This window comes from Cytophaga sp. FL35, assembly GCF_014349235.1.
In the GTDB taxonomy this organism is placed as follows: Bacteria; Bacteroidota; Bacteroidia; order Flavobacteriales; family Flavobacteriaceae; genus Euzebyella.
Window position 1 is genome coordinate 13,200 of record NZ_JACSOH010000019.1, and the last position, 15,815, is coordinate 29,014.

The 15,815-nt window shown below is 40.6% G+C and carries 14 protein-coding genes and 1 pseudogene; 9 read left to right on the forward strand and 6 right to left on the reverse strand.

Annotation, left to right across the window (positions count from 1 at the left end; all coding sequences use genetic code 11):
• The first annotated feature begins 4 nt into the window (after nt 1-4).
• Complete coding sequence (locus tag BIZ36_RS14800) at nt 5-817, forward strand: sugar phosphate isomerase/epimerase family protein (RefSeq protein ID WP_187458670.1); 813 nt, start codon at nt 5-7, stop codon at nt 815-817.
• A 39-nt stretch (nt 818-856) separates the two neighbouring features.
• On the forward strand, nt 857-2,005 hold the full coding sequence (locus BIZ36_RS14805) for a Gfo/Idh/MocA family protein (RefSeq protein WP_187458671.1): 1,149 nt from the start codon (nt 857-859) through the stop codon (nt 2,003-2,005).
• Nucleotides 2,006-2,084: 79 nt separating this feature from the next.
• Here BIZ36_RS14805 and BIZ36_RS21325 read toward each other — a convergent pair.
• Nucleotides 2,085-2,153, reverse strand: a pseudogene (locus BIZ36_RS21325) (hypothetical protein); the annotation flags it as partial.
• Nucleotides 2,154-2,401: 248 nt separating this feature from the next.
• Between BIZ36_RS21325 and BIZ36_RS14810 the strand changes: the two are divergent.
• A complete protein-coding gene (locus BIZ36_RS14810) occupies nt 2,402-2,662 on the forward strand; it encodes a hypothetical protein (RefSeq protein WP_187458672.1) in 261 nt (86 codons plus the stop codon).
• Nucleotides 2,663-2,717: 55 nt separating this feature from the next.
• Here the strand turns inward: BIZ36_RS14810 and BIZ36_RS14815 are convergent, their stop codons facing one another.
• On the reverse strand, nt 2,718-3,326 hold the full coding sequence (locus tag BIZ36_RS14815; protein ID WP_187458673.1) for an NAD(P)H-dependent oxidoreductase: 609 nt from the start codon (nt 3,324-3,326) through the stop codon (nt 2,718-2,720).
• A gap of 91 nt (nt 3,327-3,417) precedes the next feature.
• On the opposite strand from BIZ36_RS14815, the gene BIZ36_RS14820 reads away from it, so the two are divergent.
• Nucleotides 3,418-4,326: a LysR family transcriptional regulator gene (locus tag BIZ36_RS14820; protein WP_187458674.1), complete on the forward strand. Its 909-nt coding sequence runs from the start codon at nt 3,418-3,420 to the stop codon at nt 4,324-4,326.
• 87 nt (nt 4,327-4,413) lie between these two features.
• Here the strand turns inward: BIZ36_RS14820 and BIZ36_RS14825 are convergent, their stop codons facing one another.
• Together BIZ36_RS14825 and BIZ36_RS14830 are read right to left on the reverse strand one after the other, a co-directional pair.
• Nucleotides 4,414-4,956, reverse strand: a complete 543-nt coding sequence (locus BIZ36_RS14825; RefSeq protein WP_187458675.1) for a DinB family protein — start codon at nt 4,954-4,956, stop codon at nt 4,414-4,416.
• Between the two features lie 56 nt (nt 4,957-5,012).
• Nucleotides 5,013-6,041, reverse strand: coding sequence for a substrate-binding domain-containing protein (locus BIZ36_RS14830; RefSeq protein WP_187458676.1), 1,029 nt, complete (start codon nt 6,039-6,041; stop codon nt 5,013-5,015).
• Nucleotides 6,042-6,175: 134 nt separating this feature from the next.
• Between BIZ36_RS14830 and BIZ36_RS14835 the strand changes: the two genes are divergently transcribed.
• Genes BIZ36_RS14835 through BIZ36_RS14855 form a run of 5 tightly spaced genes read left to right on the forward strand, consistent with a single transcriptional unit; the run spans nt 6,176 to nt 13,069 of the window.
• The gene (locus BIZ36_RS14835) at nt 6,176-8,002 is read left to right on the forward strand and encodes a sodium:solute symporter family protein (RefSeq protein WP_187458677.1); all 1,827 of its coding nucleotides are present in this window, start codon (nt 6,176-6,178) and stop codon (nt 8,000-8,002) included.
• Entirely contained in the window at nt 8,002-8,955 is a 954-nt protein-coding gene (locus BIZ36_RS14840; protein ID WP_187458678.1) for a DUF4434 domain-containing protein, read from the forward strand. Before BIZ36_RS14835 ends, BIZ36_RS14840 begins: the two co-directional genes overlap by 1 nt.
• Complete coding sequence (locus tag BIZ36_RS14845) at nt 8,942-10,117, forward strand: n-acyl-d-glucosamine 2-epimerase (RefSeq protein WP_286174817.1); 1,176 nt, start codon at nt 8,942-8,944, stop codon at nt 10,115-10,117. Before BIZ36_RS14840 ends, BIZ36_RS14845 begins: the two co-directional genes overlap by 14 nt.
• Before the next feature lie 3 nt (nt 10,118-10,120).
• On the forward strand, nt 10,121-11,215 hold the full coding sequence (locus BIZ36_RS14850; protein WP_222937409.1) for a glycoside hydrolase family 10-like protein: 1,095 nt from the start codon (nt 10,121-10,123) through the stop codon (nt 11,213-11,215).
• Between the two features lie 3 nt (nt 11,216-11,218).
• A complete protein-coding gene (locus BIZ36_RS14855; protein WP_187458679.1) occupies nt 11,219-13,069 on the forward strand; it encodes an FAD-dependent oxidoreductase in 1,851 nt (616 codons plus the stop codon).
• Here BIZ36_RS14855 and BIZ36_RS14860 read toward each other — a convergent pair whose 3' ends face one another.
• A complete protein-coding gene (locus BIZ36_RS14860) occupies nt 13,070-14,437 on the reverse strand; it encodes a TolC family protein (protein WP_222937410.1) in 1,368 nt (455 codons plus the stop codon).
• Nucleotides 14,438-14,463: 26 nt separating this feature from the next.
• Nucleotides 14,464-15,813, reverse strand: a complete 1,350-nt coding sequence (locus BIZ36_RS14865; RefSeq protein ID WP_187458681.1) for an HlyD family secretion protein — start codon at nt 15,811-15,813, stop codon at nt 14,464-14,466.
• Nucleotides 15,814-15,815: the final 2 nt, after the last annotated feature.

Below are 15,815 nucleotides of genomic sequence, written 5' to 3' on the forward strand. Positions count from 1 at the left end.
GACAATGGGAAAAATACAAATAGGTTGCGAAACATATACCTGGGCAATGTCCGGGGAGACTTATAAAAACAAACTGGAACATATTTTGGGAGTTATGTCCCAATCTGGGTTTAAAAGTATTGAGCCGGACACTGGTTTTATGAACGGTTTTACTGACCCAAAGGTTTTTAGGGAGGCTTTGGACCGAAACAATATTGAACTATCGGTTCTATGTCATGTGGAAGATTGGAGAAACCCTAAAGAAACCGCAGAAGAAAAGCGTAACGCCGACCAGTGGATCGAGTTTATGAAATACTTTCCGGAGGCTATACTTCTTTTGGTACAAATGCCAGGTAAAGACCGAGAAAATCTAATAGAGCGCCAACAAAACCTATTGAGTTGTGTCAATGAAATAGCCAATAGGGCAGCTGGAGAAGGTATTACTTGCTCTTACCACCCTAATTCCCCAATGGGGTCCATTTACCGAACAGAAGAGGATTATAAGATTCTTTTGAACGGATTGGATAGTAAAGTAATTAAGTATACCCCGGATGTAGGGCATATGGCCAAAGGAGGTATGGATCCTTTGAAGGTGATTAAAGAGTACCGAGATATTGTGAATTGTGTACATTACAAGGATATGTTCGAAGATGGTAAATGGGCCCAAATGGGAGAGGGGATCATTGACTTTGAAGGTATTACCAAATACTTGAAGGAGAGCAATTTTGAAGGCTGGATCATTGTAGAAGACGAGTGCGATCGGGCCATTGTAGATCCTGATGGTGTTACAGAACAGGATGGCGTTTATATCGATAAGGTATTACGTCCGCTACTATAACTATTAAAACTACAACTTTAAACTATAAACAGAACTATTATGTCAGACAAGAAAGAACTACGTATTGCAATGATCGGTACGGGGCTCATGGCTAGAACGCATAGCAATGGTTACAACCGAATTAGAGACTTTTTCCCTGAGTTGAAATACAAGCCGGTCATGAAAGCCGTTTGCTCAAGAACGGAGGCAAAGGTAAAGGCGTTCGCCGAACAGTGGGGCTATGAATCCTATGAAACGGACTGGAGAGAAATAATCAAAAGGGATGATATTGATGCAGTGGATATCTGTACACCCAATGATATGCATGCGGATATTGCCATTGCCGCAGCCGAGGCGGGTAAAATGGTACTTTGTGAAAAACCTTTGGCGCGTACTGTTTCGGAAGCCCAACCAATGGTAGATGCCATTGAAAAAGCAGGGGTGCCCAATACAGTTTTCTACAATTACAGGAGAATTCCTGCTGTAACCCTGATCAAGAATATTATTGATTCCGGGAAGCTGGGAAAGATTTTTCACTACAGGGCTAATTTCCTTCAAGATTGGACCATAAGTCCCGATCTACCACAGGGAGGTGAGGCCCTTTGGCGTTTGGATGTGGATGCCGCCGGATCAGGGGTAACCGGGGATTTATTGGCACACTGTATTGATGGCGCCATGTGGTTGAACGGACCGATTAAGGATGTTTCTGCCGTTACCGAAACATTTATCAAGGAAAGGGTGCACCAAGGAACAGGAGAGAAACAAAAAGTAGGGATAGATGACGCCTGTATTTTCCATTGCCATTTTGAAAATGGCTCGCTGGGCCTTTTTGAAGCCACGCGTTATGCTAGGGGACATAAGGCTTTGTACACCTTGGAAATAAACGGGGAGCACGCTTCACTCCGATGGGATTTACACAATATGAATTATCTAGAAATGTTCGATCATGCAGATGATGGCGTTGTAAGGGGCTGGAAGCAGATTTTGATTACGGATGGTGATCAGCCGTATATGGACCGTTGGTGGATCCCAGGTACTTCCATTGGTTATGAGCACTCTTTTGTTCATCAGGTAGCGGACTTCCTAAAGAGTCTGGAAGAAGGCAAACCTTGTGAGCCAACGTTCAAAAATGCCATGATGACCCAAAAAGTATGTGAAGCTGTCATTAACTCCGCCAACTCTAAAAGCTGGAAGGATACTGGATTATAGACTTTAGAAGCGCGTAAGGTTCGTAAACTAAAAATCCCGACGTAGAAATGTGGTGAACATTTCTGGTCGGGATTTTTCACTATTTAGGTGGTTGGTTGTCAGAATAACGATTGGTTTGGTCCGGTTTATATGGTGAAAAAAAGGGACAAAAAACAACATTTGTCCCCTTTACATTAAACTAACTCAAACAACTCAAAAGGGTATCACTCCTTTCGGATACTATATTACTTCAAATCCCTTGGAATACCATCCTGTACTGTACTGCTCTAAATGACTTTTTTATTTTTATCTAGTATTAAATTTTTACGAAGAACTAGAATTTAGAATAGGTGAAATTCAATAAATAAGTAAGAGCAACCGTTATTGGATTAGCGCGTTGCCAACAACAACTTACCTATGGACAAAACCTTAAGAATTCTATTAATGCTGGCGGTGATTGGTGTGGGAATGATACTAGGAGGTATTCTTGGTTTTTTTGGCTTGTTTTGGGTGTGTGAGTATTTAGATGCCCAAGATGCAGAAAGAGCGGCATCCGGAGGAGGTTATGTAGCCGTAGGCTGGATATTTCTTTTTGTTACCATCCCTTTTGGGGCCTTATTGGGCGGGATTTCAGGCTTTTTTGGTTTTAGATGGGTAAGTCCCAAATCCAAGAAATAAATTTCATATAAAACGTAAGAGGACACAAAAAAACCACCAATTTGGTGGTTATATATTATAGTAGAACCGTTTCCTCTTCAAAATGTTTCTTCAAAAACGCAGTGTACCTCTTAAGCTCTTTTGGAACATCCGCATTTTTTTCCATATCATGAAAGTGTAGCGTATCTAACCTTTCCAAACCAATAAACTGGTTCATTTTATGAAAGCCAAACAGAATACCTTGATTAACACTAGTTTGGTCAAAAAACTCTCCGTCCCAAGTAAATGCTTCTTCTGGCGCGTTCCAACTGGTAGTTACCAAATATTTTCGTCCCTGTAATCTGCCACCGGTACCGTAATTAATTGCCGGATTGCTTCGGGTTCTTCCATCACTATCATAAATGCCTTTTTGATGACCTTCGGTAAGAATTACGTCTAAATACTCCTTAAACTTAAATGGTAATTGAAACCACCAAATGGGAGTATGAAAAATTATGAGGTCTGCCCATTTCAATTTTTCTACTTCCTCTTTGGCATTATAGGGCTCCCCAACCTCTGTAATTTTGATTTCAAAGTTTTTAAACTTTTTAAAGTATTGAACATCAGTTTCTACAAGGGTTTTATTGAACTTACCGGGGGAGTGTGCAAAGGGAAATCCGCCGTTTATTATAAAAATTTTCTTCATATCTCGTATTGTTTTAAATCACAAAACTATACGCTCTATTTCTATAAATAAAATAATATAAATTATACCTTTGTATTATAATTATAATAGAATGGTAAACTTTGAATGGTATCGGACGTTTGTAGCAATTTATGAGAACCATACGTTGACCAAAGCGGCCAAGTCCTTATTCACATCTCAGCCAGGTGTTAGCTTACATTTGAATGCTTTGGAATCCTACGTAGGGCGAAAATTGTTTGAACGTACTTCAAGGAAAATGATTCCGACGGAGGAAGGAAAGCAACTGTACAATTTTATAACCGATCCTATTCAGAAGCTTATAAGTGCAGAGCAGCACTTTAAAAAGACATCAAAGGAGAATACCGCATCCGTGCATATTGGTATGTGTACCGAAACTTTTCAAGCTATTCTAGAACCCGAAATAGGCCAATTTGAATTCGATCTAGTAGCCAAATTCGGTAACCATCAAGAATTGATTAAAGACTTAAACAATGGATTGTTAGATTTGGTCATTACACCCAAAATGAACAATAAATCCACCTTGGTGGAATATGAGGCTTTTTCAAAGGAAACTATTGTTCTGGTAGCCGGTAATCAAACAGATGTTCAAAAAATTAATAGGGTTTTGGAAACTAAGGAATTAGCATTGTTTGAAAGTGACTTAAAAAGTAAGACTTGGTACAGTGCCTCCAATGAGATGGAACATTTTGCACGTTTCTGGTTTGACAATTTTAAAAAGCGTCCGGACTTTAAACCTAATTATATTTTGCCCAACATCGGTTCTATTATTAGAAGTCTAAGTGGCAATAATGGTTTGGCCGTAGTGCCGGATTTTTTGGTGGAAAAAGAGTTGTACGACAAGCGGTTAAAGCTTGTTTGGAAGGGAAACACCAAAGTGGAGAATACCCTTTATTTTGCCACAAGAAAAGATTTGCAGTTTAAAAGGGAGGTGAGCAGCATCAAGACTATCTTCAAGTTAAAAATGGGAGATAAACTCTAAATACGTTTTTGCCAATATAATGGACAATATAAATTAACCTCGCATAGTGGTCACAGGACCTTGGCAGAATGCTCAAAAGACAAGTAATTACTGGTAAAGAACGTATCTTGGAGGTACTATGTTATTTAAACGAAGGTAGACCAACATCTGACCTCGGTGATGTGTAATATGGTCAGATAATAAAAGAATTATTTGCCTTTTGTTTCTAGTAAGTCCAAAATAATCGAGTTCATCTCCAAAGCTCTCTGGATTAAATTCTTTAAGGAAGGCAATTGTTTCGTCAAAGGTCTTTTCTATAAGTGAAATCATTTCTTTTTTGGACTTACCTTCTGTTTTGTAAACAGTATCTGTCTGCCAATCTTTAGGAGCTCTTTCACCTAGAAGAGTTTGGCAATGGAAGTCCATAGCAAAACCTACATGTAGCAAATTTTCTGCAAAGCTGAGGGATTCAGGTGTTGGCCTGTAATGATAGGAGTCTTCAGGCATCATTTCGGCAACCAAAACCATGTATTTCTTGGAGTTTTCCAATCGTACCAAAAAGTCATCTATAAAGTCATTTTGTTGCCCTTGCACGGTATGGTATTGGAGGGTGGTTAAAATGACCACCAAGGTACAAGTAAGGTACTTCATTTTTCTAAATTTCTAGGTAATGAATTAATAGTTAGCTTTCTATGGTGCGATGTAAATTAAGAAAATTCATCTAAATTTTCCGCAATCACGATATCTACTCTCAAAAGATTGCGTTTGGGGATAGATTTGGAATAAAGCAATAGCTCGGATAACGAAGTGATTCCTTGATGCCCCTGCAGTTCCGGATTTTGATTTAACAGCACCTTTACGGTTCCCTTCTTGAGACACGCCGTATTTTTTGCAGTTAGATCATAACCAATTGCCTGGATATGGGGATGCTTCTTTAAAATCCCTTCTAATTGATGAATTTTAGAGGTAGTGACATACATGCCGGCCACGTGGGAGAGGTCAAAATCGGTATCTACAAAATCCTCTACACTGGCAGAACTTATCGTTTTAATAGTGGTATTTGGATGATGGGTGGCAAAGAAGTTTCTAAAACCGTCTTCTTTTTCAGTTAAGTGGCTTGAATGACCTGATTTAATTCCCAAATGCATCACCAATAGTTGTTCATCCTCTTTAGGCGAAGTGAGATAGCTCATTAATTGAGCGGCAATTTTTCCGCTCTTTTTGTACGCTTGTCCCAAAAAAGTCACCGGTTCCAAGCCTTCTACTTCAGAATTGATCAAGGCAATAGGCTTTTTTAATTCTTCTGCTTTGTGATATAAATCTTTAAAGGTTTCAGGAAAAACGGGTACAATCAAAAATGCATCCGGGCTTTGTTCTATCGCCTCTATAAATTTGGTTTTAAATTCTTTTAGGGTACTAACATACCTAACATAAGAAATAGAAATCCCAAACTGTCTTAGCTCTTCTTCAGCTTTTTGTACTCCCTTGGCGCATTGTTGCCAATATTCCCCTTCTGAGTCCTCGGGAATAAGGGCGCATATGGTATAGTTTTTATGGGTTTTCAAGGATTGTGCAAATAGATTGGGCTTGTAATCTATATCCTTTAAAATTTTTTCTACTTTCTTTTGGGCTTCCTCTGAAACCCTACCTCTTTTATGTAAAACTCGGTCTACCGTTCCCCTTGAAACGTCCGCTAGTTGGGCAATTTCTTTGAGGGTATAATTCTTTTTGGTCATTAATGTTTAGTATAAAAAATAGTAGCTAAAATACAATTTTTGTATACATTTGTAATGTGTGCTCGTGAACACAGTTGAAAAATTTTACATTTTATGTTTTCTTATAATACTTTGCTACCTTATTTCCTGAGATAATGACATTGCATTACATTGATATTGCCATAGTAGCGGCCTATGTGATTGGAGTACTGCTCCTGGGTTTTTATTTATCCAGCAAAGCTTCCAAAAATTTAGAGTCTTATTTTTTGGGTGGTAATCAATTACCTTGGTACTATTTGGGATTGAGCAATGCTTCTGGCATGTTCGATATATCTGGTACTATGTGGACGGTGGGTATACTTTTTGTCTACGGATTAAAAAGTGCTTGGTTACCCTGGCTTTGGCCCGTATGGAACCAAGTATTCGTTTTTGTGTATTTAGCCATTTGGATGCGCCGCTCCAATGTAATGACAGGTGCAGAATGGATAACCTTTCGCTTTGGTGATGGGCGGGGAGCAAAACTGTCGCACATCATAATCGTTGTTTTCGCCGTAATAAGCGTGCTAGGGTTTATCGCTTATTTTTTTGAGGGTATTGGTAAATATAGCACCACCATTTTACCTTGGGACCTTGGTTTTGAGGTATTTGGTTTTCAAGTGGATTCTGCGAAAAGCTACGCTTTGATTATCTGTGGGCTAACCTCGCTCTATACCATAAAGGGAGGTATGCACAGTGTGGTGGCAACAGAGGTTATGCAATTTGTGGTTATGACTATAGCCTGCATTGGTGTGGGTGTCGTAGCCTATAATACAGTAGATGTAGCTTCCCTCAATCAAATTGTACCTACTGGGTGGAAAAATCTCTTTTTTGGTTGGAACCTTGATTTGGATTGGAGTGGCACGCCCTTTCCACAAGTAGATTCCAAAATTGCGAAAGATGGGTTTGATTTATTCGGACTTTTGTTCATTTTAATGGTGTTAAAGGGAATTTTGGCCTCTACCGCGGGCCCCGTTCCCAGTTATGATATGCAACGAATTTTAGCTACGAAAACCCCGGCCGAAGCTGCTAAAATGAGCTTTTTGACCATTTGCGTGCTATACCTTCCCCGCTACTTTATGATTATTGGCTTTGCTGTTTTGGCCTTGGTACATATGGGGCCGGAAATAACCGCTATGGGAGATGTGATAGATTTTGAGCAAGTATTGCCCATGGCTATCAATAAATTTCTCCCGGTAGGATTAAAAGGACTCATGCTGGCCGGGTTTTTAGCTGCCTTTATGGGTACGTTTGCCGCTTTTGTGAATTCGGCACCGGCCTATATAGTCAATGATATTTATAAGAAATACATCAACCCAAAGGCTACGGATAAGCGCTTGGTACACTATAGTATTCTCTCTTCTCTACTGTTAGTTGTTGTAGGTATTATTTTCGGTTTTAATGCCGGGTCGCTAAATCAATTGATTTTATGGTTAAGCTCAGCTCTTTATGGAGGGTATGTAGCGGCCAATGTGCTTAAGTGGGTTTGGTGGCGATTTACGGGGATGGGATATTTCTGGGGTATGCTTTTTGGTCTCATAGCTTCTACCATTAAATTGTTCTTTTTTCCTGAATACGTAGATATTTTCGTATTTCCGGTCATCCTCTTGTTTTCTATGGTAGGATGTATTATCGGTACCTATTTACAACCCTTGACCAATAGGGAACAGGTAAAGGAATTTTATAAAAGGACAAAACCTTGGGGTTTTTGGAAACCCATACAAGAGGAAGTTTTAGCGGAAAACCCGGATTTTATTCCCAACAAGGATTTTAAAAGAGACAGTTTTAATGTGGTGGTGGGTGTTATTTGGCAAATGGCACAGGTGGTCATTCCCATATATTTTATGTTAAGGGAAAACACTGAAATGATCGTTTGGTGCGCCATACTTATTCTCACTTCGGCATTACTTAAAAAATATTGGTGGAACAACCTAAAGAACCTTTAATGAGCATACAACATCCGCTAAAGATTAGCGGCACTTTTTTAGATGAAATCAGTCACGACATTCCCCACCAGAATTGGGGTGTAAAGGAATGGGATGCAGATTTCGCGCATATGGCCAAAATGGGAATCGATACCGTTTTTTTGATACGCTCGGGTTATCAACGTTTTTTGACCTACCCATCTACCTATTTGATTGAACAACAGGGTTGTTATGAGCCCCTTACGGACTTAGTGGAAATGTACCTTGTACTGGCCGAAAAACACGGTATGGACTTTTATTTTGGCACTTACGACAGTGGTGTTTACTGGGAAACCGGTAACATGTTACATGAGCTTGATTGCAACAAATATGTCATTGAGGAAGCCTACAGGAAATATGGGCATTACAACGCCTTTAAAGGTTGGTATTTGAGCTTGGAGTTAAGCCGAAAAACAAAAGGTTCCGTAGAGGCCATTGCCAGTTTGGGCAGGCAATGCAAGGATGTAAGTGGAGGTTTGCCGGTAATGATATCTCCTTGGATAGACGGTAAAAAAGCCGTTTTAGCCGCGGAAGGTAAGCTGGCCAAACAGGATATGGTGTCCCTAAAAACGCACTATCAGGAATGGGATGAGATTTTTGACGGTATCAAGAATGATGTAGATACAGTGGCTTTCCAAGATGGTCATGTAGACTACCATGAGTTGGAGCATTTTTTAAATATCAACAAAGAATTGGCCGATAAATATGGGTTGAATTCTTGGACGAATATTGAATCCTTTGATCGCGATATGCCTATCAAATTTCTACCCATCAAATTTGAAAAAATGCTTTTAAAGTTGAAAGCGGCACAAAAAGCAGGGTGTTCCAAGGCTATTACTTTTGAGTTTTCGCACTTTATGAGTCCGCAGTCGGCTTATCTACAGGCAGGTCATTTGTACAATCGCTATATGGAATATTTTAATGAAGAGAATTGAAATGGAAATGAAAAAGTATGCCGCATTATATAGAACCGAGTTGTTGAACGAGGTAGTTCCTTTTTGGGAAAAAAAGTCATTGGATACCGTCCATGGGGGATATGTTACATGCTTGAATGAAAACGGAGAGGTCTTTGATACCGATAAATTTATGTGGCTGCAAGCGCGACAAGCTTGGATGTTTTCAACGCTTTTTACTCAGGTGGAAGCAAAGGAAAATTGGAAGGATGCCGCTAAATTGGGAATCGATTTTATGAAAAAAAATGGGCGGGATGCCCAAGGTAACTGGTATTTCTCCTTGACAAAAGAGGGTCGCCCTTTGGTGCAAGCCTATAATATTTTTTCAGATTGTTTTGCGGCCATGGCCTTTGGCGCCTATTATAAATTGGACCCCAAGGAGGAGTACGCCGCCATTGCCAAAGCTACATTTCAAAACATTCTACAAAGACAAGAAAACCCGAAGGGGAAATACGATAAAACCTATCCCGGAACGCGTGAGATGCAAAACTTCGCCTTACCCATGATTTTGTGCAATCTGGCATTGGAGTTGGATCATTTGTTGGAAAAAGAGCAAGTCGCTCAGCTCACAGAAGGAATTTCAGACCTGATTTTAAACAAATTCTACCAAGAAGATTCGGGTTTGGTATATGAGAATATTGCACCCAATGGTACGTTGGTAAATAGTTTTGAAGGACGCCTTTTAAATCCCGGGCATGCTATTGAGGCCATGTGGTTCCTTATGGATTTGGGAGCTAAAAATGGGGATAATGAACTTATCGCGAAAGCGGAGAAAATCATGTTTCAGCAATTGGAGTTTGGCTGGGACAAGGAGCATGATGGCATTTTTTATTTTTTGGATGCCAAAGGAAATCCACCCCAGCAACTGGAATGGGACCAGAAGTTGTGGTGGGTACATTTAGAGACTTTGGTGGCCTTGGCAAAGTCCATTCGACTGACCGGAAACTCCATGGCAAAAGAATGGTTTGAAAAGGTGCATGAATATACATGGAACCATTTTAGGGACTCGGACAAGGGAGGCGAATGGTTTGGCTATCTGAATAGGAGGGGAGAGCCCCTTCTAAAATTAAAAGGAGGCAAGTGGAAAGGCTGTTTCCATGTGCCCAGAGCTCTTTTACAGGTAAGTAAAACCTTGGAGATTTAAGTTATGAAAGGGGTGAAGCAACTTTTATTGATTACATGTATTCTTTTCGGGCTACAGGCTTTTGCGCAAAACCAAAAGGGTTTTTGGTTGACCAATGTGGCCAGTGAGGCATTGGATACCAAAGAAGGAATTATGGAAGTGGTGCAAAACTGTAAAAAATTTGGTATGGATCACATCTACGTTGTGGTCTGGAACCGCGGATATACCTTGTACCCTAGTAGCGTAATGAAAAATAGGTTCGGCGTTGAAATTATGCCACGTTTTGCCAAAAGGGATTTCTTAAAGGAACTTATCCATGAGGCCCATAAGAATCAAATGAAGGTTCATGCTTGGTTTGAGTTTGGTTTTTCCAGTAGTTACAAACAAGAGGATGGCGGACCAATATTAGAAGCCAAACCTGAGTGGAAAGCTTTAAATTACGATGGTAAATTGGTATCCAAAAACGGATTTCAATGGATGAATGCCTTTGATCCGGAAGTACAGGATTTTGTACTGTCCCTAATAACGGAAGTCATTGATACGTATGATATAGATGGAATTCAGGGCGATGATCGTTTACCGGCAAATCCATCTACTGCGGGCTACGATCCGTACACCATTGCGCTTTATAAAGAGGAACATAATGGTAAGCTTCCACCAAAAGATTACAAAGACCCAGATTGGATTGATTGGAGAGCAACCAAATTGGATTCATTTGCAGAACGTATTTATAAGACGGTAAAGGCCAAAGATTCCAATGTTACCGTATCCATGGCCCCAAGTATTTATCCTTGGAGCAAGGAGGAATATCTCCAAAATTGGCCCACTTGGCTTAAAAATGGATGGGTAGATTATATCATTCCTCAAGTGTATCGATATGATTTGGATGCCTATACGGCCACCATAAAGTCGAATTTGGAATTTGTACCAGAAGAATTAAAGGAAAAGTTTATACCCGGTGTTCTGCTAAAGGTAGATGATTATGTCCCCTCGGAATCTTTTTTAGAAGGGATGATTCAAACGAATCGGAAATTGGGATTGGACAGTGAGGTGTTTTTCTTTTATGAAGGATTAAAGGACCATTACCAATTTTTTCAAACTATCTATCCAAAATTATAGACTATGCGCGTATTCCATTTCTTATGGGTGATTTTGATGTTGGTTACCAATTATACTATTGCTCAAAACCAAGTAGATGTGCTCATCATTGGTGGTGGGGCAGGAGGTACTGCTGCCGGTATTCAAGCCGCAAGAAGCGGAGTACAGGTACAGATCATGGAGGCAACACCTTGGTTGGGAGGCATGCTCACCTCCGCAGGGGTTTCGGCCATTGATGGTAATCATGATATGCCGTCCGGAATTTGGGGCGAGTTTAGACAAGGTTTGCGAGATTACTATGGAGGTGCTAAAACCTTGGCAACCGGTTGGGTTAGCCACACGCTATTTGAACCTTCCGTAGGGCAAGAAATTCTAAGAGAAATGGCGCAATTTCCCAACTTGAAATTGACCTTCAATGCGCACTATAAGAACATTCAGAAAAAAGCCGATGGCTGGCAGGTTACCTATGAACAAAACAAAAAAATACACAACGTTTCAGCGACCATTTTAATTGATGCTACCGAAACCGGGGAAGTACTTCCACTGGTAAATGCAGATTTTCGCTTTGGAATGGATTCCCAATCGGAAACAGGAGAAAAAGAAGCTCCTCAAAACGCAAATGATATTATCCAAGACTTAACCTACGTTGCTATTTTAGAGGATGTGTCCCAAACCACATCCGAACGGTCTAAAAAGGGATTGGTCAAAAAGCCCAAAAATTATGACCCTGAAGCATATAAATGTGCCTGTGAGCGAAAAGGAGGCGAGATGTTCGGGCAAGTTTCAGGATGTGAGCAAATGCTAAATTATGCCAAGCTGCCCAATGGCAAATACATGATCAATTGGCCCCATTGTGGTAATGACTTTTATATAGGATGGAAGGACTTATCGAATAAGGAATTGGAGAAAGAGATAAAGAAGGCAAAGGAATTTACCCTTGGTTTTATTTATTACATTCAGCAAGAATTGGGGTTTGACCATTTGCGGTTGGCCGATGAATTCGGAACTAAGGATAAATTGCCCATGATTCCCTACCACAGGGAAGGTAGAAGGGCAAAAGGGAAGGTGTTTTTGACCGTTGATCATTTGGAAAGTCCCTATGATTTCAATTTGTACAAAACGGGCGTGGCTGTTGGCGATTATCCTATTGATCACCATCATGACAAGAATGCTGATGCTCCGGTGATCGACTTTATCAATATAAAGGTACCCAGTTACTCCATTCCCATGGGTGCACTTATTCCTAGGGATACTGACAACTTTTTGGTGGCCGATAAAAATATTAGCGTGAGTAACATCGTAAACGGCACCACCCGTTTACAACCAGTTGTTTTGGGAATTGGGCAGGCAGCCGGCGCTATAGCCGCGACCGCCATCATTAAAGAAAGGAAGGTTTCCGAGGTTTCCGTTCGTGATGTACAACAACTTTTGTTAGAACAAAAGGCCTACTTACTACCACTTTTTGATGTAAAACCTACGGACGTCAGTTTTTCCTCCATACAAAAGATAGCAGCCAGCGGGGTTTTAAAAACGTATGGCATTCCCTATAAATGGGCCAACCAAACCTTTTTCTATCCAGAGCGTATTGTTTCCGAATACGAATTGAAAGAGGGACTATTACCCTATTTTCCACAATTGGAGAAATTACCGGCTTCAGGCTATGGGGTGAAAATTCCTTTTTTGGAAAAAATAATGAAAGTTATGGACCAATCCTTTTCCCCTGCTATTATAGAAAAGCATTGGAAGGATTGGGGAATCGCTCAATCCTTCCATCCCGGCACAGAATTTAACCGAGAAACCGTAAGTATTCTAGTGGATAAGTTGCTGGATCCATTTTCTGTTAACATCGATCTCCAAGGCAACCTACAAAATTGATCATAGGTTCTGCGGAGCCTGACCGATGGAATTAAACAATTTTGCCTTGGCAGAATAGAATTTGTTCTGAATTTCATTCCGCTTCAGCGTGGCATCAATTAATTTGCTTTCACGGGAATTTACCATGAAAAGGGAACTTTCCCCTAGATTAAATTTACGTTCTTCCGCGTTGAGCATCCGTTCGTAATTGTCCACCATATCCAACATCAAATTTTGTTGTTTTTGATAAGAATCCAAGGCTTGGTAGAGTCCCACAATTTTATTTCTTATTTGAATTTGGGCGTTGTCATAATCCAATCGGGCATAATCAAGCTTGATTTTGGCCAATTTTAAATCACCTCGTTCCTTTCTCAAAAATAAGGGTAGACTAAAAGTGACCCCGGCTTTATAATTTTGGTCTTCAAAAGAATTCAGGTACTCCGGAGTTTCCGTTAAAAAATTGTATTCCACATCAATTTTGGGAAGGAGTTTGTTGGTTTTCAATCTTTTATCGATAACCAAACTTTGCACCTTAAAATCAAGCGACCTTAATTTTGGGTGATTTTCCATAGGGAAGCTATCCAAAGGCATTCCGGCAATTTCCAAGGTAGTATCCACAATAGCATCCAAATCAATATCCGGAACCACATTGGGCTGTAATTCTATGGGTACATTGTCCAACCATAAAAAGGAGGAAAGTTCCAAAGAAGAATTGACCAAATCAATGGTTGATTGCTCCAATCGCAATTGACGGTCCTGTACGGTTATCTTTGCTTCAACGGTATCTATGGCCGCCAATTCACCCGACTCGGCACTAATTTTTATGCTTTCGAAGCGCTTTTGGGCATTGGACAAAAACTGACTGAAGGTTTCTTGGTTTCTATAGGCTTCCAACCATTTAAAATAGGCCATGGAGGCTTCATATAATATTTGGTTTACCTGTAAATCGCGCTCCACCTTGGACTGTTCCATAAAAATTTTGGCTCGTTTTAGGGTCGCCATACGGTCGTTCATCCAAAGTCCTTGCCCTACGGAAAGCGAAACACCTGCACTGTACAATCCATCATCAGGTACATTGTCCATCGGGTTCAAATATTCTCCTTCATTACGGTCGTATTTCGCCTTAAAATCCAAACTGTACCAAACAGGAATTTTAAAGGTTGAATTCAACTTTTCGAAGTATTCCGTACCCTTAAAAAGCTTCTTATTATAATCCACTTCCAGTTTAGGGTCAAAGGCACCACGGGCTTTCATGAGCTCCGCTTGTCCGGAATCAATGGTCAATTCGGCTTGTCTGGCTACCGGATGAAACTTTTTAACGTATGCCAAATACTCGTTGAATTGCAACACCGTGGTAGTTTCTTGCCCAAGTACCCAAAAAGTACTCATGAAGAAGATGTAGTAAATCAGTTGCCTCATTTCTTTTGAGTGTTTGCTGCCGTTTCCGGTTGATAATAATTTGGAGGGAAACCACTTAGTTGTCGCCATAACTCGTACCAAATCGGAACATCATCCAACAAAGCAATGGTGCTTGCTCCGGAACCAACACGTAGGTCTTTGGGCCAATCCCTGTCCTCTGGGTCTGGAGCCAACAAAACCCTGTATTTGCCATTGGGACTGATAAAGGTTTCCACTGCAACTACTTCACCACCAAAGGTACCGTAAGAGGTGTTGGGCCATCCACTAAACACAATAGCGGGCCATCCATCAAAAAGTATCCGCACTTTTCCTCCTACATGGATCAACGGCAAATCAATGGGAGATACATAAGTCTCCACGGCAATATCAAAATCTGCGGGCATAATGCTCACCAATTGTTCGCCCTCCTTAAAAGCCTCACCCACACCAGCTTTGATCGCTTTATTGATATACCCGCTTTGGGGAGCCCTTATATAGTGCAAAGAACTACGAATGTCGTAGTTGGAATATTGATTCTCCAACTTGCTTACCTGCGCTTCCGAATCATATTGGTTGGATTGGGCGGTGAACATATCACTTTCAGATTTCGCTATTTTATCTGCATAGGATGCCCTTAGCCGATTGATTTCCATTTCTGCATTGATCACTTCATTTTTAGAGGCCAACAACTTGTTTTCTTGGGAGACCAATTTGGCCTGTGTCTCTTGTAGTTTTAAACGCTTTTCCTCTACATCCTTCACCGCTTTTAAGCCTTCTTCCTGCAATTGAACGGTACGGTTATACTGCCTGTCTGCAATATCAATATTTGTCTCGGCGGCAATTAGATCAATACTGTCGCTTTTTACCTTTAGTTTTGACTGGGCCAGCTTATTCTTGGCCTGCTCCAACTTTAGTCCTCTTTCCTGTTGTAGGGCAACAATCTGCTGTTTGAGGGCTTTTACCTTGCCTTCATAGGATTGAACAGATAGGCTTTTTGCCTTCAGTTGCGCCCCTGTTCTTTCCACCAGTTTGGGATCCATATATTCATTTTTCACCTCGGAAATGAATAGAACGGTATCTCCTTTTTGTACAAAATCACCTTCGTTCACATACCATTTTTCAATTCGTCCGGGGATAGGTGATTGTATGGTCTGAGGTCTGTGTTCGGGACTTAAAGTGGTAAGGTAGCCAGTTCCACGCACGTTTTGCGTCCATGGCAACAACAGGACAATGAGCCCAAAAATGGCCGACCCCAAAAGAAATCTGTTTAAATGCTTGTAGTGTCTTTGATGAAAAACCCTTTCCGTGGAGGCATATCCGGTAAGGTGAACGGTTTTGTTCAGCGGATTTTTAGATATATTAAGCATAG

Bases quoted from the DNA above. Each gene is read 5' to 3' on its own strand.
- BIZ36_RS14800 (WP_187458670.1), top strand. From the start codon at position 5: ATGGGAAAAATACAAATAGGTTGCGAAACATATACCTGGGCAATGTCC.
- BIZ36_RS14805 (WP_187458671.1), top strand. From the start codon at position 857: ATGTCAGACAAGAAAGAACTACGTATTGCAATGATCGGTACGGGGCTC.
- BIZ36_RS14810 (WP_187458672.1), top strand. From the start codon at position 2,402: ATGGACAAAACCTTAAGAATTCTATTAATGCTGGCGGTGATTGGTGTG.
- BIZ36_RS14815 (WP_187458673.1), bottom strand. From the start codon at position 3,326: ATGAAGAAAATTTTTATAATAAACGGCGGATTTCCCTTTGCACACTCC.
- BIZ36_RS14820 (WP_187458674.1), top strand. From the start codon at position 3,418: ATGGTAAACTTTGAATGGTATCGGACGTTTGTAGCAATTTATGAGAAC.
- BIZ36_RS14825 (WP_187458675.1), bottom strand. From the start codon at position 4,956: ATGAAGTACCTTACTTGTACCTTGGTGGTCATTTTAACCACCCTCCAA.
- BIZ36_RS14830 (WP_187458676.1), bottom strand. From the start codon at position 6,041: ATGACCAAAAAGAATTATACCCTCAAAGAAATTGCCCAACTAGCGGAC.
- BIZ36_RS14835 (WP_187458677.1), top strand. From the start codon at position 6,176: ATGACATTGCATTACATTGATATTGCCATAGTAGCGGCCTATGTGATT.
- BIZ36_RS14840 (WP_187458678.1), top strand. From the start codon at position 8,002: ATGAGCATACAACATCCGCTAAAGATTAGCGGCACTTTTTTAGATGAA.
- BIZ36_RS14845 (WP_286174817.1), top strand. From the start codon at position 8,942: ATGAAGAGAATTGAAATGGAAATGAAAAAGTATGCCGCATTATATAGA.
- BIZ36_RS14850 (WP_222937409.1), top strand. From the start codon at position 10,121: ATGAAAGGGGTGAAGCAACTTTTATTGATTACATGTATTCTTTTCGGG.
- BIZ36_RS14855 (WP_187458679.1), top strand. From the start codon at position 11,219: ATGCGCGTATTCCATTTCTTATGGGTGATTTTGATGTTGGTTACCAAT.
- BIZ36_RS14860 (WP_222937410.1), bottom strand. From the start codon at position 14,437: ATGAGTACTTTTTGGGTACTTGGGCAAGAAACTACCACGGTGTTGCAA.
- BIZ36_RS14865 (WP_187458681.1), bottom strand. From the start codon at position 15,813: ATGCTTAATATATCTAAAAATCCGCTGAACAAAACCGTTCACCTTACC.